20 protein-coding genes and 2 pseudogenes are annotated in these 18,732 nt (G+C 63.8%); 7 read left to right on the forward strand and 15 right to left on the reverse strand.

Annotation, left to right across the window (positions count from 1 at the left end; genetic code table 11):
- Window positions 1-32: 32 nt before the first annotated feature.
- Window positions 33-188 carry a hypothetical protein gene (locus AB3X86_RS12945; RefSeq protein WP_368596282.1) on the forward strand — a complete coding sequence of 52 codons (156 nt, stop codon included), beginning with the start codon at window positions 33-35 and terminating at the stop codon, window positions 186-188.
- Window positions 189-193: 5 nt separating this feature from the next.
- Here AB3X86_RS12945 and AB3X86_RS12950 read toward each other — a convergent pair whose 3' ends face one another.
- Together AB3X86_RS12950 and AB3X86_RS12955 are read right to left on the reverse strand one after the other, a co-directional pair.
- Window positions 194-1,321, reverse strand: coding sequence for a VIT1/CCC1 transporter family protein (locus AB3X86_RS12950; protein WP_368596283.1), 1,128 nt, complete (start codon window positions 1,319-1,321; stop codon window positions 194-196).
- 101 nt (window positions 1,322-1,422) lie between these two features.
- On the reverse strand, window positions 1,423-1,734 hold the full coding sequence (locus AB3X86_RS12955; RefSeq protein WP_176105883.1) for a DUF4148 domain-containing protein: 312 nt from the start codon (window positions 1,732-1,734) through the stop codon (window positions 1,423-1,425).
- A 408-nt stretch (window positions 1,735-2,142) separates the two neighbouring features.
- On the opposite strand from AB3X86_RS12955, the gene AB3X86_RS12960 reads away from it, so the two are divergent.
- On the forward strand, window positions 2,143-2,514 hold the full coding sequence (locus AB3X86_RS12960; protein WP_176105882.1) for a BON domain-containing protein: 372 nt from the start codon (window positions 2,143-2,145) through the stop codon (window positions 2,512-2,514).
- A 123-nt stretch (window positions 2,515-2,637) separates the two neighbouring features.
- Here the strand turns inward: AB3X86_RS12960 and AB3X86_RS12965 are convergent, their stop codons facing one another.
- Complete coding sequence (locus AB3X86_RS12965) at window positions 2,638-3,207, reverse strand: XRE family transcriptional regulator (RefSeq protein WP_176381399.1); 570 nt, start codon at window positions 3,205-3,207, stop codon at window positions 2,638-2,640.
- Between the two features lie 184 nt (window positions 3,208-3,391).
- On the opposite strand from AB3X86_RS12965, the gene AB3X86_RS12970 reads away from it, so the two are divergent.
- Window positions 3,392-4,786 carry an LLM class flavin-dependent oxidoreductase gene (locus tag AB3X86_RS12970; RefSeq protein WP_368596284.1) on the forward strand — a complete coding sequence of 465 codons (1,395 nt, stop codon included), beginning with the start codon at window positions 3,392-3,394 and terminating at the stop codon, window positions 4,784-4,786.
- 48 nt (window positions 4,787-4,834) lie between these two features.
- The gene (locus AB3X86_RS12975) at window positions 4,835-5,380 is read left to right on the forward strand and encodes a flavin reductase (protein WP_368596285.1); all 546 of its coding nucleotides are present in this window, start codon (window positions 4,835-4,837) and stop codon (window positions 5,378-5,380) included.
- Between the two features lie 117 nt (window positions 5,381-5,497).
- Here the strand turns inward: AB3X86_RS12975 and AB3X86_RS12980 are convergent, their stop codons facing one another.
- The 6 genes and pseudogenes from AB3X86_RS12980 to AB3X86_RS13005 all read right to left on the reverse strand — a co-directional run bounded on the left by AB3X86_RS12980 (window position 5,498) and on the right by AB3X86_RS13005 (window position 10,327).
- Window positions 5,498-6,646, reverse strand: coding sequence for a DUF1501 domain-containing protein (locus AB3X86_RS12980; RefSeq protein WP_368596286.1), 1,149 nt, complete (start codon window positions 6,644-6,646; stop codon window positions 5,498-5,500).
- A 5-nt stretch (window positions 6,647-6,651) separates the two neighbouring features.
- Window positions 6,652-8,172: a DUF1800 family protein gene (locus AB3X86_RS12985; protein ID WP_368596287.1), complete on the reverse strand. Its 1,521-nt coding sequence runs from the start codon at window positions 8,170-8,172 to the stop codon at window positions 6,652-6,654.
- An 83-nt stretch (window positions 8,173-8,255) separates the two neighbouring features.
- Window positions 8,256-8,765: a periplasmic heavy metal sensor gene (locus AB3X86_RS12990; RefSeq protein ID WP_368596288.1), complete on the reverse strand. Its 510-nt coding sequence runs from the start codon at window positions 8,763-8,765 to the stop codon at window positions 8,256-8,258.
- Entirely contained in the window at window positions 8,762-9,178 is a 417-nt protein-coding gene (locus AB3X86_RS12995) for a hypothetical protein (RefSeq protein WP_368596289.1), read from the reverse strand. Before AB3X86_RS12995 ends, AB3X86_RS12990 begins: the two co-directional genes overlap by 4 nt.
- Window positions 9,175-9,774, reverse strand: a pseudogene (locus AB3X86_RS13000) (RNA polymerase sigma factor); the annotation flags it as partial. The gene AB3X86_RS12995 and the pseudogene AB3X86_RS13000, both read right to left, overlap by 4 nt.
- 235 nt (window positions 9,775-10,009) lie before the next feature.
- Window positions 10,010-10,327, reverse strand: a complete 318-nt coding sequence (locus AB3X86_RS13005) for a YXWGXW repeat-containing protein (protein ID WP_176105870.1) — start codon at window positions 10,325-10,327, stop codon at window positions 10,010-10,012.
- 210 nt (window positions 10,328-10,537) lie between these two features.
- Here AB3X86_RS13005 and AB3X86_RS13010 point away from each other — a divergent pair, with 210 nt between their 5' ends.
- Both AB3X86_RS13010 and AB3X86_RS13015 read left to right on the forward strand, forming a co-directional pair.
- On the forward strand, window positions 10,538-11,224 hold the full coding sequence (locus AB3X86_RS13010; protein WP_176125312.1) for an HAD family phosphatase: 687 nt from the start codon (window positions 10,538-10,540) through the stop codon (window positions 11,222-11,224).
- A 208-nt stretch (window positions 11,225-11,432) separates the two neighbouring features.
- Complete coding sequence (locus AB3X86_RS13015; RefSeq protein ID WP_368596290.1) at window positions 11,433-11,687, forward strand: hypothetical protein; 255 nt, start codon at window positions 11,433-11,435, stop codon at window positions 11,685-11,687.
- A 95-nt stretch (window positions 11,688-11,782) separates the two neighbouring features.
- Here the strand turns inward: AB3X86_RS13015 and AB3X86_RS13020 are convergent.
- The 4 genes and pseudogenes from AB3X86_RS13020 to AB3X86_RS13035 form a co-directional block, all read right to left on the reverse strand.
- A pseudogene (locus AB3X86_RS13020) lies at window positions 11,783-11,962 on the reverse strand (carboxymuconolactone decarboxylase family protein); the annotation flags it as partial.
- Window positions 11,963-12,109: 147 nt separating this feature from the next.
- Window positions 12,110-12,616: a lysozyme inhibitor LprI family protein gene (locus tag AB3X86_RS13025; RefSeq protein WP_368596291.1), complete on the reverse strand. Its 507-nt coding sequence runs from the start codon at window positions 12,614-12,616 to the stop codon at window positions 12,110-12,112.
- Window positions 12,617-12,646: 30 nt separating this feature from the next.
- Window positions 12,647-12,799 (reverse strand): hypothetical protein, encoded by a 153-nt coding sequence (locus AB3X86_RS13030; RefSeq protein ID WP_368596330.1) that lies wholly within the window; start codon window positions 12,797-12,799, stop codon window positions 12,647-12,649.
- A 309-nt stretch (window positions 12,800-13,108) separates the two neighbouring features.
- The gene (locus AB3X86_RS13035) at window positions 13,109-14,539 is read right to left on the reverse strand and encodes a mannose-1-phosphate guanylyltransferase/mannose-6-phosphate isomerase (protein WP_368596292.1); all 1,431 of its coding nucleotides are present in this window, start codon (window positions 14,537-14,539) and stop codon (window positions 13,109-13,111) included.
- A gap of 342 nt (window positions 14,540-14,881) precedes the next feature.
- Between AB3X86_RS13035 and AB3X86_RS13040 the strand changes: the two genes are divergently transcribed.
- A complete protein-coding gene (locus tag AB3X86_RS13040) occupies window positions 14,882-16,099 on the forward strand; it encodes a chondroitin 4-O-sulfotransferase (RefSeq protein ID WP_368596293.1) in 1,218 nt (405 codons plus the stop codon).
- Between the two features lie 48 nt (window positions 16,100-16,147).
- Here the strand turns inward: AB3X86_RS13040 and AB3X86_RS13045 are convergent, their stop codons facing one another.
- Window positions 16,148-18,400, reverse strand: coding sequence for a glycosyltransferase family 4 protein (locus AB3X86_RS13045; protein ID WP_368596294.1), 2,253 nt, complete (start codon window positions 18,398-18,400; stop codon window positions 16,148-16,150).
- Between the two features lie 191 nt (window positions 18,401-18,591).
- Entirely contained in the window at window positions 18,592-18,729 is a 138-nt protein-coding gene (locus AB3X86_RS13050; RefSeq protein ID WP_368596295.1) for a hypothetical protein, read from the reverse strand.
- Between the last annotated feature and the right edge of the window lie 3 nt (window positions 18,730-18,732).

The following is an 18,732-nucleotide window of genomic DNA, read 5'->3' on the forward strand; positions in this document are numbered from 1 at the left end:
TAGCCGACTATTTCCGACAAGCACATGAGGAAATGCGACACACGGCCGCGCCGCAAGCGCTCGACGCGGCGACGAAAGCCTTGTGGCAGAAGGGATTGGCGCGGGTCGGCCCGCGCGCGGAGGATGTCGCGACAGAGCAAGCGGTGCTCCCGGACGGCAGCGAGCGCCACACGGTGCCCGCGGGGTGAACCGCTCAGGAGATCGACACGCCCAGCAAACGTCCGACGCCGAACGTAAATCCCGCCGCGACCAGCCCGATGATGATCTGGCGCAACGCCGAAAATCCCGCGCTGCGGCCGTTGAAGAGCGACGTGAACACGCCGATCGACGCGAGCGCCAGCATGCTCAGCACGACGCACTGCACGATCGCGCTGACGCCGTGCGACCACAGAAAAGGCATCACCGGAAAAATCGCGCCCAGCGAGAACAGACAGAACGACACGCCCGCCGCCGACCACGGATTGCCGCCCAGCTCCGCCGGATCGAGCCCGAGTTCTTCGCGCGTGAGGGTGTCGAGCGCCTTGTCCTTGTCGCGCATCATCTGCGCGGCCACGCGTTTCGCCTCGTTCGCGTCGAGCCCTTTCGCGCGGTAGATCAGCGCGAGCTCGTGCTCCTCCGCTTCGGGCTGCTCTTCGATCTCCTCGGCTTCCTTGGCGATCTGCGTGCTCGCGAGTTCGCGCGCATTGGTGACCGACAGCCATTCGCCGAGCGCCATCGAACAGGCACCGGCGATCAGCCCGGCGAGGCCGGTCAACAGGATCGCCTGGTTGCCGGTGCCCGCGCCGGCGACGCCCATGATCAGGCAGAAGTTCGACACGAGGCCATCGTTCGCGCCGAGCACGGCCGCGCGCAGATCGTTGCCCGACGCGGCACCCTTGTGCCACGACTCGGCCGCGGCGATGCGCGCGCCGGGCGACAGGTCGGTGTTGCTGGAGCTGGCGAGCGTCTGCACGACCGCCGCGTGATGATGCTCATCGGCCGACATGTGGCCTGCGTCGCGTTGGCCTCGATATTTGTTGCGGTCCGCGTATTCGGCGGCGGCAAGAGTAGGCAGCACGAAGTCCGCGCCGCACACGCGCACGAGCGCCTTCATCAGACGCGTCTTGATCGCATGACCGCGGGCTTTCGGTTCGATGCCGTTGGCTCGGAGCTTGTCGGCCCACACTTGCGCGTGACTGTGTTCGGATTGCGCGAGATCCTGATAGACCTGCTTGCGGGTCTCGTCTTTCTCGACGCGCGCGAGCGTCTCATACAGGGCGGCGCTGTGCAGTTCGTCGGAGAGGTTCGCCTTGTAGCGTTTCACTTCATGCTTCGTTGCCATGATCACGTTCCCCGCGGATCGCGTTGCTGACGGCAAAGCCTAACCGAGGCCGCCCGGCGTTTCGTCGGCGCTGAATACCGCGCCGGGCGTGGGCTTGTCCGTTACTGGCTGGCCGGCGCACCGACGCCGGCCTTTTTCTGCGCCGCCTGCAGCTTGTCCGGATAGTTGGGATCGTTCTGCGCCGGCTGGTAGCCCGCGTCTTCGAGTTTCTTCAGCTCGGCGTTCTTTTTCGCGCGAGCCTGTTTGCGCGCGGCCTTGCGCTCGGCCTTCGTTGGCTTCGGGGTGGTTGTCGTCGCGCCTTCCTGGGCCGCGGCATCCGTCGAGCCCTGAGCGAGCGCGAGCGGAATGGTGCCGGCCATCAGTGCGACGGCCGAAACCCCAAGCATGATTCGTTTGATGGCGAAGCTCTTCATAACTGAGATCCCTTGGTTGATTGGTAATAACGTACGAGTCCGTCTGCGAATCGTGAAGCACCACGGCGGGTCGCGCAGCCTGGACGCGAACCCGTCAGGCAAGCTTACAGGCAAATGGCCGGATGCGCGTCGTAACGGTCGGCGAGCGCGTTCATCGCTTCGTCACGAACCGCTCTGCTACCCGATCCATCACAGTGATCTCCGGGATTGGGCGATCAGACATCCATTCGTGATGCGGTCTTTTGGCAAGACCGCCCCGCCAGGAGTATCGTTTAACCGCGCCGGAAGCGCCGAAACCACCACTCCTCTACAAGACAGGCACTTCCTAGAGTCCGGACCAGCTCGACAAAAGCGCGACGTTTCTAACATGCAACGAAGCGACATCAACTTATCGAGGATGGTGAAACCGTGAAAACACTCAATCTTTTGAAGGTGCTCGGAATTGCATTGTGCGTGGCAACGGCATCCAGCGCCTACGCGCAGGCAAGCGACGCGCAGGCGCCTGCCGCCACGGCAGCCGCGCCGGCCACGACCACCCAATCGACGCGTGCGGCGGATCGCAAGCTCGGCCGCGACGTGCGGCGCGCGCTCTCGAGAGCGCAGGGCTTCAACGTGTCCAACGTGTTCGTGCGGGCGCGCGGCGGCGCGGTGACGTTGACCGGCTCGGTGCCTGAGAGCGGCATGATCCAGCAGGCTGCCGACGTTGCGAAAGGCGTGCCAGGCGTGACCTCGGTGACCAACAAGCTCACGCTGAATTTCCCGTCCCGCGGAGGTGGTTGAAGCTGAGCGTCGGCATTCGACTCGCGAACGGGAGCGCCGCGAAACTGCGATGCATGCGGTGTCTCCCGCTAATCCCCGGTCGTCGTCCTGCCATCTGAGCTGCTGGGCACCATCCGGCACAGCTCAGCGCCGCACCAAGCCCACCACATATCTGCACACCTGAGTGCCAGCATTGAAGAACTCGCAGTCGACCGGCGCACCGAGTTGCAGGCAGTCCCCCGCTTCGAGCCGGTACGTCAGCGAGCCCTCGCGAAACGTCAGCACCCCTTGCGTGACCCAGATCTGCTGATGCTGGAACGCGAACGCATCCGACGGATAAGGCACCCTCACCCCGATCGGCAATTCGATTTCCAGCAGCTCCAGCACGCCGCCGGTCGGCGGTGAAATACGCCGCCGCGTATAGCCGGTTTCGGGGTCTTCCCACAGCGACTGGTCCGCATGACGCACGAGCCGCTCGCCGGTCTGCTCGGCGAGCGCGAGCAACGTCGACAGCGTGAGCCCGAACGCGCCCGACAGCCGCCCGAGCACCGTCGCGGTCGGACTCGCCTCGCCACGCTCGATCTTGCTGATCATCGCCTTCGACACACCCGAGCGCTCGGCCAGTTCCGCGAGCGACCAGTTGCGCGCCTCGCGCTCGGTCTTTACGCGCGCGGAGATCGCCTGGGTCAGATCGATTGCGGAAGTTTCGGACATGGGAGGCGTCGGTGCGGAGGTGAGTACCGCGAAATTATATCGATGCGATGCCGCGGCGGGCGCGCAAACGCCGTTCAACGCGCACCCCTCCCGAGCCGCCGAATAATGTCTTGCATAGTGATTTTTCGTCCACTATATTAAACGAAACTCCATCGTCCGAACCGCTCACCAGCCCGAACACACCATGCCGAAGCAGATCGTACTCAACGCGTTCGACATGAACTGCGTAGGTCACATCCAGCAAGGGCTGTGGACCCATCCGCGCGATCAGTCCACGCGCTACACGGACCTGCAGTACTGGACCGACTATGCGCAGAAGCTCGAAGCGGGCCTATTCGACGGCATCTTTTTCGCGGACGTGGTCGGCGTCTACGATGTCTACGGCGGCAACCCCGATGCCGCGATCCGCGGTGCCGTGCAGGTGCCGGTCAACGATCCGATGCTGCTGATTCCAGCGATGGCCGCGGTCACGCGGCATCTGTCGTTCGGCGTCACGTCGAATCTGTCGGTCGAGCAGCCGTTTCTGTTCGCGCGCCGCATGTCCACGCTCGATCATCTGACGCGCGGCCGGGTCGGCTGGAACATCGTGACCGGCTATCTGGACAGCGCGTCGCGCGCGATCGGCTTGACCGGTCAGATGGCGCACGACGACCGCTACGATCTCGCCGACGAGTACATGGAGCTCGTCTACAAGCTGTGGGAATGCAGCTGGGAGGACGACGCGATGCTGCGCGACAAGGCGCACGGCGTCTACGCGGACCCGTCGAAGGTCCACGTGATTCACCACCACGGCAAGCAATACCGCGTCGATGCGATGCATCTCGCCGAGCCGTCGCCGCAGCGCACCCCCGTGCTGTATCAAGCCGGCTCGTCCGCGCGCGGCAAACGGTTCGCGGCGGCACACGCGGAGTGCGTGTTCGTCAACGGCCAGGCGAAGCCGGCGGTCAAGTCGATCGTCGACGACATTCGCGCGCACGCGGTCGCCGGCGGCCGCCGCGCCGACGACATCAAGGTGCTGCTCGGCCAGACCGTCATCACGGGCCGCACCGATCAGGAAGCGCAGGAGAAATTCGACGAGTACCGCCGCTATGTGAGCTCGGAGGCGGCGCTGGTGCACGCGGCCGCATCGCTTGGGATCGACTTCGCGCGTTACGACCTCGACGAGCCGATCGAAACCGGCAAGAGCCAGGCGATCGTGTCGAACGTCGAAGCGATGACGCGCGCGGCCGGTCCGCAATGGACGAGGCGCAAGCTGCTCGAACAGATGGTGCTCGGCGGCCGCCAGCAGCCGCTCGTCGGCTCGGCCGAGAAAATCGCCAGCGAGCTGATCGCATGGACCGAGGAAACCGGCGTCGACGGCTTCAATCTGTCGCGCACCGTCGTGCCCGAGTGCTTCGACGATTTCATCGAACTGGTCGTGCCGCTGCTGCAGGAACGTGGCGCGTACAAGCGCGCGTACCGCGACGGCACGCTGCGCGAAAAACTGTTCGGCCATGCGCGGCTGCCCGAGACTCACACCGCGGCACGCTTCCGATCGCCGGCTTGCGCGGCAGCACCGGCCGACGAGGCTCGCGGCTGACGCGATCACCGTTTTCTTAGCGAACCCCGAGTTCCAGCAGAGGCCTTCATGCTTGACAAGAGCACGTTCCGCGACGCGATGGCCGGTCTTGGCGCGGCCGTCAACATCATCACCAGCGACGGCGAAGCCGGCCTTGCGGGCTGCACCGCGTCGGCCGTCTGCGGCGTCACCGACGAGCCGCCGACGCTGCTCGTCTGCATCAATCGCGGCAGCCGCAATAACGCTGCCTTTCGCAGCAACGGCAAGCTCTGCGTGAACGTGCTGAGCGCCGAGCAGCAGGCGCTTGCCGCGCACTTCGCCACCAGCGCGCTCGCGATCGAAGAGCGCTTCGCGGCCGCGCAATGGGGCAAGCTCGAGACCGGCGCGCCGGTGTTGCAGGACGCGCTCGCGTCGCTCGATTGCGAGATCGAGTCGGTGATCGAAGTCGGCACGCACACGGTGTTCTTCTGCGCGGTGAAGGCCACGCGCACGCGGGGCGCGGGCGATGCGCTGATCTACTACGGACGCCGCTACCATCGCGTCGGCGAGCGCTCGGTGCACGCGACGCATCAGGCCGCGGCGAATCAATGCGAAGCGTCCGCCTGCGCGCGTTGAGTTCGCACGGCTCGTTGAGATCGGCGGACCGCCGCTATCGTCCGGCCGAATAGCGCGGCTGCGGCGCGGACCGGATCGAGCGCAATACTTTCGTTCGCCGCGCCGACCATCGACGCGTCACGCCCGTACGACGCCCGTCATCGGTCCGCCCGCCACGGTCCGCCCAAACAGCGCTGCTGCCGTCCGTTCCGGGTCGAGCCCGAGACTTTCACTCGCGGCGCCTGCGATCAACGCATCGAGCGAGGTGGTCGGCTTCAGGTCGCGCGACTGATACAGCTGATGCGGCGCGAGCCCCGGCCAATCCGCTATCACGCGACCGCCCTGCACCGAGCCGCCCAGCACCATCGCGACCGAGCCGGTGCCGTGATCGGTGCCGCCCGTGCCGTTCGCGGCCGCGGTGCGGCCGAACTCCGTCGCGACCAGCACCGTGGTCTTGCTCCACGATGGTCCCATGCCGTCGCGCAACGCCGCGAGCATCGTGTCGAGCGCCTTCAGCTGATTCGCGAGCCTCGCGTTCTGCGCGCTGTGCGTGTCCCACCCGCCGGTCTCGATCATCGCGATGCGCGGACCGTCGTCGCGCGCCAGGAAACTCGCCGCGAGCTTGCCGAGGCTCGCCGGGTCCTGACGTGCGCCGGCATCGCCGGCGACGCTGCGCGCCGCCATCGCCGATCCCCACAGCGGACGCAACTGCGCGTCCTGCTCGTACAGTTGCGACACGCGCGCTAGCAGATCGTCGGACGCCTGCGGCAACCCCGACGGCGCATACGACGTCACGGAAACGGGACCGCGCAGCGCCATCGGCACGGTCGGCGCGAACGCGATCGCGTTTTCGCGGGTCGCGGGCAATTGCGCGGCGAGCCGGTTGAGCCAACCATCCTTCGTCCGATACGGCGATGTGCCACCCGTTTCCAGCACGTTCTGTCCGTCGAAATGCGAGCGGTCGCGGTACGGCGAAGCGACCGCGTGCACGAATAGCGCCTCGCGTTGCGCGTACAGCTTCGCCATTTGCGCGAGCGCCGGATGGAGCGCGAACGTGCCGTCCAGATGCGGCGCGTTCGACGCATCGATCGCGAGTGGTCCGCGCAAACTCGCATACGCGGGGTCCGCGTAAGGCACGACGATGTTCAGGCCATCGGCCGCGCCGCGCTGGATCACGAACACGAAGCGGCGGTCGGTCGCGACATGCGCGAACGCAATTCGCGACGACACGAGCAGTGCGCCGGCACCGGCCGCGGCGACGCTCAGAAACTGGCGGCGTGACAGCATGGCGTTCACCTCCGTTGAAAATCGGGCGATACGAGCAGCAGCGCGATCGCCGTCGCCGCGCTTTCCGCGCGCGACACCGCCGTGGCCGTCGGCTCGCTGAGCGAGCCAGCCAGCAAGGTCTGCCCGAGCGAGCGCGCATCGAGCCGGTCGCTCACGCGCGAAGCGAAGCGTTGCGCGACTTCGACGCGGCGCACGAGCGCATCCGGTGCGGCCCAGCTCGCGGCGATATCGTCGTAGCCGGCGGGCGAACCGGGTCGCCACACCGGCTGGCCTAGCTGCGTCAGGATCGGCGCGCTTTGCAGATTACCGAGGTCGTGCCAGCCGAGTCCGCGCATCGACGAAATGGTCCACTCCCACGGCGTCTTGAACTTCACCGCGCTCGGCGACCACGCTTGCGGCATATCGATCAACGCGCGATAGACGGTCGGCAGATCGCCGTCGCTGCGGGTGAACGCATCGGCCAGACGAACGCACACGCCAGCCGGCGGATTGTCGGCGACGAAATGGCGCGCGAGCTTCGCGCCGACATGCTGCGCGGCGGCCGGCGCGTGCGCGAGGTCGTGCAGGATCGCGAGCGCCTGCTGTTCGCCGGCTTCGTCGTAGCGGCGTCCCATGATCGTGCGCGAGCCCGGTTCGTGCAGCGGTTGGCGAAACACGAAGCTGCCGGGTTCGCCGCTTGGCTCCATCGTGCGCCGGTTTGCATTGGCGCCGCCGTTCCCCGGATTGCCGACGAGACTCCAGCCGGTCAGCGCACGCGCGAACTCGGTCACGTCGTCCTGGCTATAACCGCTGCGCACGCCGAGCGTGTGCAGCTCCATGATCTCGCGCGCGAGGTTCTCGTTGAGTCCGCGCCTGTTGTCCGGATTGCGCTGCGCGGCGCGCAGCGCCGCCATGCTGTCGGGACCGACCGAGCGGGTCTGGTCGAGGAACAGTTGCATGGCCGGATGACGCTCGACGGCCACCAGCATGTCCTCGAAACGGCCGAGCACGTGTGGGCGAATCGCTTCCGCTTCGAACGAGCCGGCAAGCGCCGCGACGCCGGGTTTTTCGGCCGACACCGCGAAGTGGTTCGCCCAGAAATGCACGAGGCGTTCGACAAATGGCGTCTGCGTGCTCAGCGCACTTGCGACGCGCGCATTGACCGACGAGCGGTACATGTCGAGGATTTCGACGCGAAACGCCTTTCGTTCGGATAGCTTCGCGGCTTGCGCGTCGGTCTGGCTGGCTGCTGCGGCGTTGCTGGCGATGTTGGTTGCGATGTTGTTCGCGTTCCGGTTCGAGTTGGATTGCTCGCCCGACTTCTGTTTCGCCTGCTGCTCGATCTGCATGCGCTGCTGCACGAGCTGCGTCGACAACGCGATCGAATCGGGCTGGTTCGCCCACGCGTCCGGCCGCGGCTGGTACTGCTCGAACTGGGCGAGCAGCCATCCCTTCGGATCGGCTGGCGGTGTATCGTCGGCGCGCGCGCCGAGGCCGAAGCGGTTTAGTGCGATCGCCGCGGCATTCAGGTTCGGTGAGTGGGCCATAGGATCCTCGTCGGCAGGTAAGACGCCTGCATGTTCGTTAAACGGCCGACGCGCCAGAATCCGTCGCCACCGCACGCATTTTTCTATTCGCCCGAGGCGGCATTCGCCGCCGGTTTGCTTGCGTTCGGCGTCGGCTGCGCTTCGCGCCATTGCCCGCGCAGCTTCAGGCTCTCGGCGAATTTGACACGCTCCTCGGGCGTCAGCGTCGCCGCAAAATCGGCGACGCTCGCTTCGACCATCGCGCGCAGGCTGCTGTCGGCCGCGCGGGTGCGCGCGAGCGCCGCATCGAGCGCGGCGCGATCGAACTGCGGCGCGGCCAACAAACGCAATACCTCGTGACGCCCTTCGCGAGCGTCACGCGCATACTGGCGCCCGTCGCGCCGCGCGTTTTTCAGGCCGTCGATAAATGCCTGCCGCTGTTGCGCCGACAGCGGCTCGGCGGCGAACCGCAACGCGCGCTGGTCCTGCGTCACCGGCTGATTCGCGCCGTGCGCGGCGAACCACTGATACGCGCCGCCGGCGATCGCGCCGAGCAGGAACACGTTGAGCACCGCGGAGCCCAGCAGCGCAAATTTCCACGAGCACCCGTTCATTCGCCGCTCCAATCGGCGGAGCTGCCGCCGAAGCTCGAAGTCAGATACGAGGATTCATGCAAGACCGGCGCGTTCTCGGTCAGCACGAAGAACGACACCGCGAGCGCGCCAGCCACGCCACCGAGCAGCCCGACGCCTGCCACCGCCGCGCCCGACCACCACAAACGCCAGCGCGCGGCCGGGCGTCGCGACGGCGCGCCATCGATGATGCGGCGTTGCAGTTCGAGGCTCGGCGGCTCGATCCGGTCCGCGGCGAGCCATGCGTCGAGGCCGGCCGAATCGCTCAGCACCGCGTCGGCTTCGTCGCGATGCGCGCGCGCCCACTCCTGCGCGGCCTCGCGTTCGCGCTCCGGCCAGCGACGCGCGTCGGCGCCGTACGCTGCGACGATCTGATGGAATCTTTCGGGCGTCATGACTTGTCCTTGCTAAGGCCGCTGCCGGCCAGTTGAGCGCGCAAACCGCGGCGCGCGCGGCTCAGCAGACTTTCCAGCGCATCGACGCTGATGCCCATCAAGGCGGCAGCGTCGAGGTTCGACATCTCCTGGTAATAGCTCAGCACGAGCGCTTCGCGCTGTCGCGCCGGCAGCGCGGCGAGCGCCGCGCGCACGCGCGCGTGGTCCGCGCGTGCTTCGAGCCGCGCGTCGGGTGGCGCGGCGGGATCGGTCGCGTCGGGCAGTTCGTCGCTCGGGTCTTCGCGCTGACCGCGCAAACGGTCATAGCAAAGATTGAGCGCGACCCGATGCATCCACGTGTCGAACTTCGCTTCGCCTTCACGCCAGCGAGCCGCCTGTTTCCAGATTCGCACGAAGACCTCCTGCGCGACGTCCTCCGCTTCCATGCGATCGCCGAGCATGCGTGTGGCAAGCGCGAGCAGCCGCGGCAGTTTGCGCGCGACCAGCGAGCGGACCGCGCCGGGCTCCTCGCGGCCCACCCGCGCGATCAGCTCGGCGTCCGGATCGGGCGGCGCGTCGCTCAAGGTGTGCGGCTCCGTCGCGACATCACGCGCGCGCGTTCGCGTGCGGGCCGCATCACGGGATCAACGTCGTTCACTTGCCGCCGCTCCTTCGACTATCGTGTTGTTATGGTTTTCGTGCGCTACGGCGCCAGCCGGCCGGGTATCACGTATGCGGTCAATATACGACGACCGCCGGCCGGTAATAGGCGGGACGTGCCGGATAGACCACACAGCCGGCGAGCGAGGCCGCCAGCAGAATCATCACGAGTGTTTTCATCGCAAGCCTCGCTCAAGCCCAATGTCCTTCGATCCAGCGCCAGTGCGGCCCACGTTGCGCCCAATGCCCGGGCACCCAGTGATAGCCGACCCGCACCGGCTGCCAGTGGCCCGGCGCCCACACATAGCGGCCGTGCTCCCAGCGCCAGCGGCCCTGATCCCACACATAGCCGTCCCGAGGCGCGGGCACGAGTTCGACGCGCGGCGGCGGCGGCGCCATTGGCGCGATCACCACTTGTGCGAAGGCGGGTGCGGCCGTCAGCGTGGCCGCGCAGCACAGCGCGGCGCTGAGCGTGGAACCGAGCAGGCGACTCATGCGGTTCGAGATCATGTCGTTTTCTCCCATAGGACCGAAAAGAGCCTGAGCCAGAGTGGCCCCGTTTCTGCTTCAACGGGTCAGCGGGGCGAAATCCGTCGCTCTGTCTGCAAAAAAAGTGCGGCGGGAAGGAAGCGTTTCACTGTCGGGCGGCCATCGCGCTGCGACCCGCGAGCCGGTGGGGTATCCTTGCCGCTTTAGCGGACCTTATCAGTACCCTCCCCGATGGCCGATTTTCCTTTTGATGCCGTGCTCTTCGACTGCGACGGCGTGCTCGTCGATTCCGAACCCATCACGAACCGCGTGCTCACCGAGATGCTCGGCGAGCTCGGCTGGCATATGAGCGTCGAAGAGACGATGCGCATTTTCGTCGGCAAGATGGTCAAGGACGAAGCGGAACTGATCGAGGCGCACACCGGCTTTGCCATCACGGCCGAGTGGCTGGCGCAATTCCGCGCGCGTCGCAACGTGGCGCTCGACAAGGAGTTGCGCGCGATCGACGGCGCGTCTTTCGCGGTGCGCGCACTGCACCAAACGTTGAACGGACGCATTGCGGTGGCGTCGGGCGCGGATCGCATCAAGATCGAATTGCAGCTCGTGAAGGCCGGCCTCCTCGACTGCTTCGACGGACGCATCTTCAGCGGACACGAAACGCCGCGCAGCAAGCCGTTTCCCGACGTCTACCTCGCCGCGGCCGCGGCACTCGGCGTCGAGCCGGCACGCTGCGCGGTGATCGAGGATACGGTGACGGGAGCGACCGCGGGCGTTGCAGCGGGTGCGACGGTATTCGGCTATTGCCCGACGCACCTCGGCCATAGCAGCGCGACCGCGTTGCATGGCGCGGGCGCGGTGCACGTGTTCAGGGACATGGCCGAGCTACCGGCGTTACTCGCGGGATGGAGTACGCGCTGATTCGGCCGACGTGTTGGCAGTTGAACGACACCGGCCTGACGCGAGTTGGCCAACCACGACCAGTTTTCGGCTGCGCAGGTGCGGTCGATCAGCGCTTGCGCCAGTACCGACGTTGAATCCCGCCGCATGGCATGTTGCGTGCAACTGGAACGCCCGAGCGAAAGGCATTTGCGCGCTCGATACCATCCAACGTTGCCGGAGATTCATCATGTCCAACTTGACCCTTGCCGACCTGTCGCACTGCGACGACCTCGACCACGCAGTTGCTCAGTCCGTGCGCGGCGGCCACTCGTGCCACTCCGCCGAATACCCGCCTTCGTGTTACGGCGAAAAACCGCCGGTTCGTGGGCCGTCCTACTACAACCCGCCTTCCTACAATCCCTGCCATCCGGTGCACTACGGCTGCGAGCCGGTCTACACCCCCGTCTGCCATCCGGAGCCGATCAAGGTCGTGCCGCTGTAAGCACGAGGCCTCGCGCCGCTGCGTGCAACGGCGCAAGCATGCATGTGTTGCGGCCTGGGTCGGTACGATCGGGCCGCATCATGCGCTTCATGCTCTTATTCGAAGGCCGGATCGATCGGCACGCGGTAGCCGACCGCGAGCCGGTTCGTTTCGTTAGCCATTCCGACGATCGCCTGCAACTCGCCGAACATCTCGTCGGTCATGCCGGCGCGACGCGCCGCCGCCGTGTGGCTCGCGACGCAATAGCCGCAGCTGTTCGTCACGCTGACCGCCACCGGAGCGAGGTTGGGAGCAAGGGACAATTCCTCGCTTACTGAACTTGACGACCTATGATCAGGCGAAGTGTGCCGCTTGACTTTGCGACACGTCTCGATCGGAGATGCATATCGGGCCCAAGTAGGCCCCCCCAAAGCGGGACATATTCATTGCGAAAATCTTTCCAGCTGCTTGATGCGGTCCTCAGTGATTTCCTTCATGCAATCCCAGAAATATATGTAGCGTCCGGATGCTTCACCGAGCGCGTAGACATAGGAGTAGCAGTAACGATCGCGATATTTGAACCAACTTTCTTGCGCTCCGACAAAATCGGGAGCGGCTAAAGGAGCGTGATACTCCGCCAATTCCTTGTCCGACTTTCTTATTGAATTCAGAACCTTGGCATAAGTTGCGTTTAGCGTCGAATTCAAATGTTCGAAATCCCATTGCCCGCACGCGGCCGCATCATCAGCGGAAGCATTTTGACCGGATCTACAGAACTGGTCGATTTCCTTCAGTGATCTTCCTTCAAAGTAGAACGACGGCGCAGGGAATTTCTTATAGTCAAACGGCTCAGAATAAATGGTTCTACCGTGTACAATCGAACTAAAAGCAAACGCAGCGATAGTACACGCGGCAGTCAATGTGGGCAAAGACCTAGTGGGTTGCATCATATATTCCCTGCGCAAAAACCCGCGCCTCTGTTATCCGTCGCTGACGCCGGTTTCGGCGTTCAGGGCCTGAGCGTGCGACATCGGCAGGAAGTTTGAGTAGATCGAATAGGTGATACGGCAAAGGTCGCATTCTTCCTCGACTGTCCAATCCGTTTCACTGCTTTGCTGTTTCAGTTGCGCCATTACACTCCTCAAGATTTTCTGGCGATACCTCGCGAATTAACCATCGAAACGGACCACGGTCAACCGCATTAATTCGGGATAAGCCCTTTTTGACAACTATTTACGATTCTGATGATGAGCGTTGTTCAACGACAGGTAAGTCCGACGTCCGCACACGCTTTATATCGACGGCCCGTCGACCATCTGCTCGACGCTCACCCTTCGCGCGCGCCGTCAGTGTCCAGATCCGCTCGCATGAATAAAAAAAGGCCACCGGTCTTTCGACCGATGGCCTTTGAGGCGCGACGCCGGGGCTAAACTCCGAGGGTTTTAACCCTTCGCCACGCGCCCGTAGGTATCCTCGAACCGCACGATATCATCCTCACCGAGATACGCGCCCGACTGCACCTCGATCAACTCGAGCGGAATCTTGCCGGGGTTCAGCAGCCGGTGCGTGATGCCGAGCGGAATATAGGTCGACTGGTTCTCGGTCAGCATGATTTCCTTGTCGCCGTTCGTCACGAGCGCGGTGCCCTTCACGACGATCCAGTGCTCGGCGCGATGATGATGCATCTGCAGACTCAGCTGCGCGCCCGGATTGACGACGATGCGCTTGACCTGGAAGCGCTCGCCGCTATCGATGCCCTCATACGAACCCCAAGGCCGCACCACGCGACGATGCGTGACCGACTCGTGCCGCCCCATCGCATTGAGCTGCGCGACGATCTTCTTCACGTTCTGCGCCTGGTCACGATTAGCGACCAGCACCGCGTCCGCGGTCTCGACGATCACGACGTTCTCGAGCCCAATGGCGGCCACGAGCCGATGCTCGGCGCGAATATACGAGTTGCTGACCGCGTCGGTCAGCACGTCGCCGATCAATGCGTTGTTCTGCGCATCGCGCTCGGCGATGTCGGCGAGCGCAGTCCACGAACCGATGTCGTTCCAGCCGAGGTCGGCGACCGCGACGACGGCCGCGCGCTGGGTCTTCTCCATGACCGCGTTATCGACGGAAATGTTCGGGCAGGCGGCAAACGACTCGGCATCGAGACGCACGAAATCGTAATCCTGCTGCGCGTTCTGCAGCGACAACTCGGCCTGACGCGCGATCTCCGGCTCGTAGCGGCGCAACTCGTCCATATACGTCGACGCTTTCAGCATGAACATACCGCTATTCCAGTAGTAGCGGCCCTCATCGATGAAGCGCTGGGCGGTCGCCGCATCGGGCTTCTCGACGAACGAGTCGACCGCGAAAGTCTGCGTGCCGTCGATCAGCGGCGCACCCGCGCGAATGTAGCCGTAGCCGGTATGCGGCTCGGTCGGCGTGATGCCGAACGTGACCAGACGCCCATCCTTCGCGATCTGCGCGGCCGCTTCGACCGCCTTGACGAATGCGGCCTCGCCCGCGATCACATGATCGGACGGCAGCACGAGCAGCAAAGCGTCCGACGTGTCGCGCAGTGCGAGCAACGCGGCCACCGCGATGGCCGGCGCGGTGTTGCGGCTTGCCGGTTCCAGCACGATGTTTGCGGACCCCACGTCGACCTGGCGCAGTTGTTCGGCGACAAGAAAACGCTGCTCGTTGTTCGTGACGACGATCGGCGCGGTGACACCATCGATGCCGCGCAAGCGCAACGCGGTTTGCTGGACCAGTGTGTGTTCGCCTTTCAGTGCGAGGTACTGCTTCGGATAGCCGCCGCGCGACATCGGCCACAGTCGTGTGCCGCTGCCGCCGCAAAGAACTACGGGATGGATGTGCATGTTTTCAGGTCCTCGTTTGTGTCTTATGAATCGACTGCATCGGGCATCTGCCTCGTGATTGCGTCGCATCTTGCAGGCCGTCTTTGTTACGGCGCCCGCTATTCTTTCCCCCCACTCCATTCGCACCGATTCGAGCTCGCGCGGCAGGCGCGCCGAGATCGGTGCCCTGCGCGGCAATTCGACGAAGCCGAGACGCCGGTACAGCGCCTATGCGGGCTTGTTGCTCACCAGTACATCGAGCTTTTTCGGGGCCGCGCGGCTTTATATCACAACTCGTTGTTACACCTCGGGCCCGCCATTGGATTTAAAATCGAGGCTACCCAACACATAGCAATAACCTACGTGAGCAAACCTCTGTTCTTCATACATCCGCCGAAATGTGGCGGTTCCACTGTTATTTCCTTTTTTGACCTTAATCTCGATCGCGATAAGTTCATCAATTTCGTATGGGGTGGTGTATCTCAGGAAAAAACGCGAGAGCGATTTTTGGCAAGCGGAATCGGCGGCGGTCATGATCCTATCGGCATTCATCGAGACCTCAAGATGCCGTTGGAATATTGCAGTATTTTGCGCGAGCCGCTCAGTCGGCAGACCTCGCATTACTGGTTCGCGCGTAATGGAAAAAACGGGGGCGTCGCGCGCGGAGTTTCGGTTTCCGAGGCTGAAGCGCTGGCGCAAGGCGGTGAATTGTCTCTGGACGATTGGGTGGGCGAATCGTGCAGCGGCAAGAATCTGTTCGTGCAAATGCTGAGCGGTCATGGCCGCGTGAACCGTGAAAGCCTCGAAATCGCGATTGAGAACGTCCGGCAACATATCCCGACGGTCGGTCTCTGTGAAGACATGAGCGATTTTCTGCTTCGTCTTTGCGGTAGAACCGGAATGCGTTTACCGTTCTTCATCCGTACGAATGTGACGGAAGGCGTGCCCAGGGAGCGCTCGCCGCTATCCGAGCGAGCCCGTGAAAAATTTGTCGAAGACAATCACCTGGACTACGAGTTGTACCAGTATGTGTGCGATGAGATCGCAAGGGAAAGAGAGTCGTACGGCGCTATCTATACCCGGGCCATAGAAGCTGTTCGCCAGATTCAGCGGCGGATCGATGCTCTCGACAATCCCTATATTTATACCGGCAAGTCGAACATGTTCGGATTCGACGAAAATCATCTACATATGGTGCGCGGGGTCGCTACTTCGGCTGATCTCTCTCCGATCGATGCATATATTGAGCTGGCGCAATCGCGTCGCCGCGAATGCGGCGACCTGTTCGATGGTTTCGTGGACGCAGTGAACGACGACATGGTGCACGGCTGGGCGGTGAATCTGAGCGTACCGGACAAATGCGTACCGATTGAAATATGGGTGCGGGAAAAGCTGGTTGCGACGACGCTGACCGGCAACCCGCGGCCGGATGTGGCTGCCGCCGGCTATGCGTCCGAGCGTTGTGGCTTTGCTGTTCGGTTACCGGAGGAGGCGCAGGAGGGATTCAGAGTCAAGATTGCGGGATCTGCGCAAACGATACGATCTGCCGGGACGTGGCAGCGGGGTTGGCATATGGCGTGAGACGCCGTCCGGGTCCGGTCGTGCTCGCTCGCGTTTGAGCCCTCCGCGTCAAATCCTCTTCGCCTCCACAATGTCGTTCAACCGCCGCTCATACGCGCGTGCGACTGCCTCAACTGAGTAATCGCGCTCGATGCGCGCCTTCCCCGACAGTGCGATGCGCTCACGGAGTGGCGCATCGTCGATCATGCGTTTGAGCTGTTCCGCCGCGATCGATACGTCCGGATCGCACCAGTACTGACCTTCGGCGAACAGGTAGTCGCCGGGGCGCAGCGGCACGAGTTCGCCATCCACCAGGAAAGCGGTGTCGGGCTCGCAGAAATCGACGTTGCCCGAGAAATTCGTGACCACGACCGGCTGCCCCAACGCCATCGCTTCGGCGATCACACGGCCAAAACCTTCGCTACGGTGCAGCGAAATGTACGCGTCGCAGCAGGCCATGAAGTCGGTCGAGTCCTGGCGGCTCAGACGCTCGGACACGATGTGGATGCGGCTATCGCCCGCGGCCAGATCGAGCACGGCGCGCCACGCCGGATCGTCGTCGCGCACGTTCATCGCCTTGATGACGAGCCCGACGCCGGGCGAGCTGCTGCCAAACGCCTGCTTGAACGCCCGCACGCCGGCAAGCGGGTTCTTGCGGCTGAGCCACGAGTTGCCGTCGAACATCAGATAGAACAGAAATTCGTTGGTCGGCAGGCCAAAGCGTTCGCGCTTCGGCTGGACCGGCGTCGGTACCTCGACCGCCATCGGCATCTGGTAGACCGGCGTGTCGCCGAGCCGGCTATAGACGCTCTGGACAAACCGGCTCTGCGCCCAGATCTCGTCGACCATCTGATGCACCTTGCCGAATGCGCTCGGCCAATGAGGCAGTTCCCACGGCCACGCGCCGATCTTGTGCGTCGGGGCGTCGATCAATTTACGGCCGCCTTCCAGCGCAAGGCGCACCATTTCGGGCGCCGGCAGGCAGATCAGGCTGATGTTGTACTTCAGCTCATCGCTCAGCAGGTGATCGACCGAGTGATCAAGCCTCGCCGGCCCCTGCATCGGCGCGTTGATCAGCGTGACGGGCGTGGACGACATTTGCAGCACGCGCGCGGCCATGCGGGCATCTTCGCCCAGGCCGAGCACGCCTTGCGGGAAGCCAATCACGTTTACGCCATGCTCATAGCCGCCCCCTTCGATGCGCGCGAGGTAGCGGGCCGGCTCGCGCTTGTGGTCATCGCTGTCCTCTTTGGTGCTCCCGACCCGCCGTACCTTGAGCGATTCCAGCAACGGAAATTCTACTCTGGCCCACTCGTTCCACCAGCTTACGAGTTGAGAGCGGCCCGCTTCCGTATTCATGTCGAATGCGCTGCGTACGTCGGCGCGCTCGTTCGCGACCAGAACGAGAAAGCGCGGCAACAACGAGGCATCGGCATGCTGCTCGTCGTCGAGGTTGACCAGCAGTTCAGCTAGACGGACAGCCGACCATTTGATGGCGCGATACTCATGCTGTCCGTCGCTGTCCCACCACGATAGGCACTTGATGCGTCCAATGAAGCTCTCCAACGAGCAGAACCCTTGAAGATCCGTGCGCTCCTCGACGATCAGGCGTAGGAAACGAGGCAGCGGAAGACTGTCGGAACGCTCGCCCCATTCCATCTCGAACAGTGACGCGGGTAGAGCAGGCGGCACCCACTTGATCGTGCGATATTGGGATTGACCATGTTCAAGCCACCACGACAGGCAATCGAGCCGACCAATAAAGGTTTGCAGCGAACCGAACGCGGTCTGGAGGTCCTGCCGCTCCGCGACGATCTGCGACAGGAAGCGCGGCACGTGCGGCCCGTCGTTGACGGAAGGCTGCGCGGGTTCGAGCAGCCCGCCGCCGATCGGCGGCGGTGTCCACGTGATCCGCTTGTACTCGAGGTGGCCATGCTCTGCCCACCAGTTCAGGCAACCGAGCCGTCCGGTCAGCGTAGTCAGGTCGAAGGCGCTGCGCAGATCGGGGCGCCCGGTCGTAATGAGCGCGAGAAAGCGCGGCAACGGTATGTTGCCGGACTGCGGCGCGTCGATCGGCCCCAGCATTTCGGGCCAGGAAATCGGTTCCAGCAAGGTTTCGACAAGTTGCTTCGTGTCGAGCACGCTCGGCGCCGCCGCGACCAGCCAGAATGTAACTGCGTCCGGATGCTGATCGATTAACGTCTTGTTGTCCAGTTGATGCAGATATTCAAGATCTTCCTGACGAAGCGCCCAATCGAAATCCGGGTACGTCTCACGCGCCGTCATTTCCCACCAGAAGTACAGCGTTACGCGATCGTCCAACCGGTCCGCATCGAAAGGCGCAAGGTCGGCTCTAAATTTCACCAGGAAGTAAATCGCACTCGGCAGGCAGAACCGCTCTTCGGGCGACGGGTGCCAGTACTCTGACAGCCACCCTGTCTTGTTTCTTTTCTGTTCTAGATTAACCAAGTTTTGCAATCCTTGAAGCCCATGCGAATGTCAAGCCGTCAACTTCACGTCCACCGCACCTGGCTCGCAAGCAGCACCACCAAAATCATTCCTTTTCGCCAGTCGGCGATGACGACTTCGACGTCGCTGTTCATTAGGCGCATGAAGTCGGCCGTGCTTGCCGGCGCGGCGCGATCATTCAACGC

The organism is Paraburkholderia sp. BR14374 (genome assembly GCF_040948685.1).
GTDB classification, from domain to species: Bacteria; Pseudomonadota; Gammaproteobacteria; order Burkholderiales; family Burkholderiaceae; genus Paraburkholderia; species Paraburkholderia youngii.

Bases quoted from the DNA above. Each gene is read 5' to 3' on its own strand.
- AB3X86_RS12945 (WP_368596282.1), top strand. From the start codon at position 33: ATGCGACACACGGCCGCGCCGCAAGCGCTCGACGCGGCGACGAAAGCC.
- AB3X86_RS12980 (WP_368596286.1), bottom strand. From the start codon at position 6,646: ATGCTGTCACGCCGCCAGTTTCTGAGCGTCGCCGCGGCCGGTGCCGGC.
- AB3X86_RS12995 (WP_368596289.1), bottom strand. From the start codon at position 9,178: ATGACGCCCGAAAGATTCCATCAGATCGTCGCAGCGTACGGCGCCGAC.
- AB3X86_RS13010 (WP_176125312.1), top strand. From the start codon at position 10,538: ATGGCCGATTTTCCTTTTGATGCCGTGCTCTTCGACTGCGACGGCGTG.
- AB3X86_RS12955 (WP_176105883.1), bottom strand. From the start codon at position 1,734: ATGAAGAGCTTCGCCATCAAACGAATCATGCTTGGGGTTTCGGCCGTC.
- AB3X86_RS13005 (WP_176105870.1), bottom strand. From the start codon at position 10,327: ATGATCTCGAACCGCATGAGTCGCCTGCTCGGTTCCACGCTCAGCGCC.
- AB3X86_RS13025 (WP_368596291.1), bottom strand. From the start codon at position 12,616: ATGATGCAACCCACTAGGTCTTTGCCCACATTGACTGCCGCGTGTACT.
- AB3X86_RS13015 (WP_368596290.1), top strand. From the start codon at position 11,433: ATGTCCAACTTGACCCTTGCCGACCTGTCGCACTGCGACGACCTCGAC.
- AB3X86_RS12975 (WP_368596285.1), top strand. From the start codon at position 4,835: ATGCTTGACAAGAGCACGTTCCGCGACGCGATGGCCGGTCTTGGCGCG.
- AB3X86_RS12965 (WP_176381399.1), bottom strand. From the start codon at position 3,207: ATGTCCGAAACTTCCGCAATCGATCTGACCCAGGCGATCTCCGCGCGC.
- AB3X86_RS13030 (WP_368596330.1), bottom strand. From the start codon at position 12,799: ATGGCGCAACTGAAACAGCAAAGCAGTGAAACGGATTGGACAGTCGAG.
- AB3X86_RS12950 (WP_368596283.1), bottom strand. From the start codon at position 1,321: ATGGCAACGAAGCATGAAGTGAAACGCTACAAGGCGAACCTCTCCGAC.
- AB3X86_RS13035 (WP_368596292.1), bottom strand. From the start codon at position 14,539: ATGCACATCCATCCCGTAGTTCTTTGCGGCGGCAGCGGCACACGACTG.
- AB3X86_RS12985 (WP_368596287.1), bottom strand. From the start codon at position 8,172: ATGGCCCACTCACCGAACCTGAATGCCGCGGCGATCGCACTAAACCGC.
- AB3X86_RS12990 (WP_368596288.1), bottom strand. From the start codon at position 8,765: ATGAACGGGTGCTCGTGGAAATTTGCGCTGCTGGGCTCCGCGGTGCTC.
- AB3X86_RS12970 (WP_368596284.1), top strand. From the start codon at position 3,392: ATGCCGAAGCAGATCGTACTCAACGCGTTCGACATGAACTGCGTAGGT.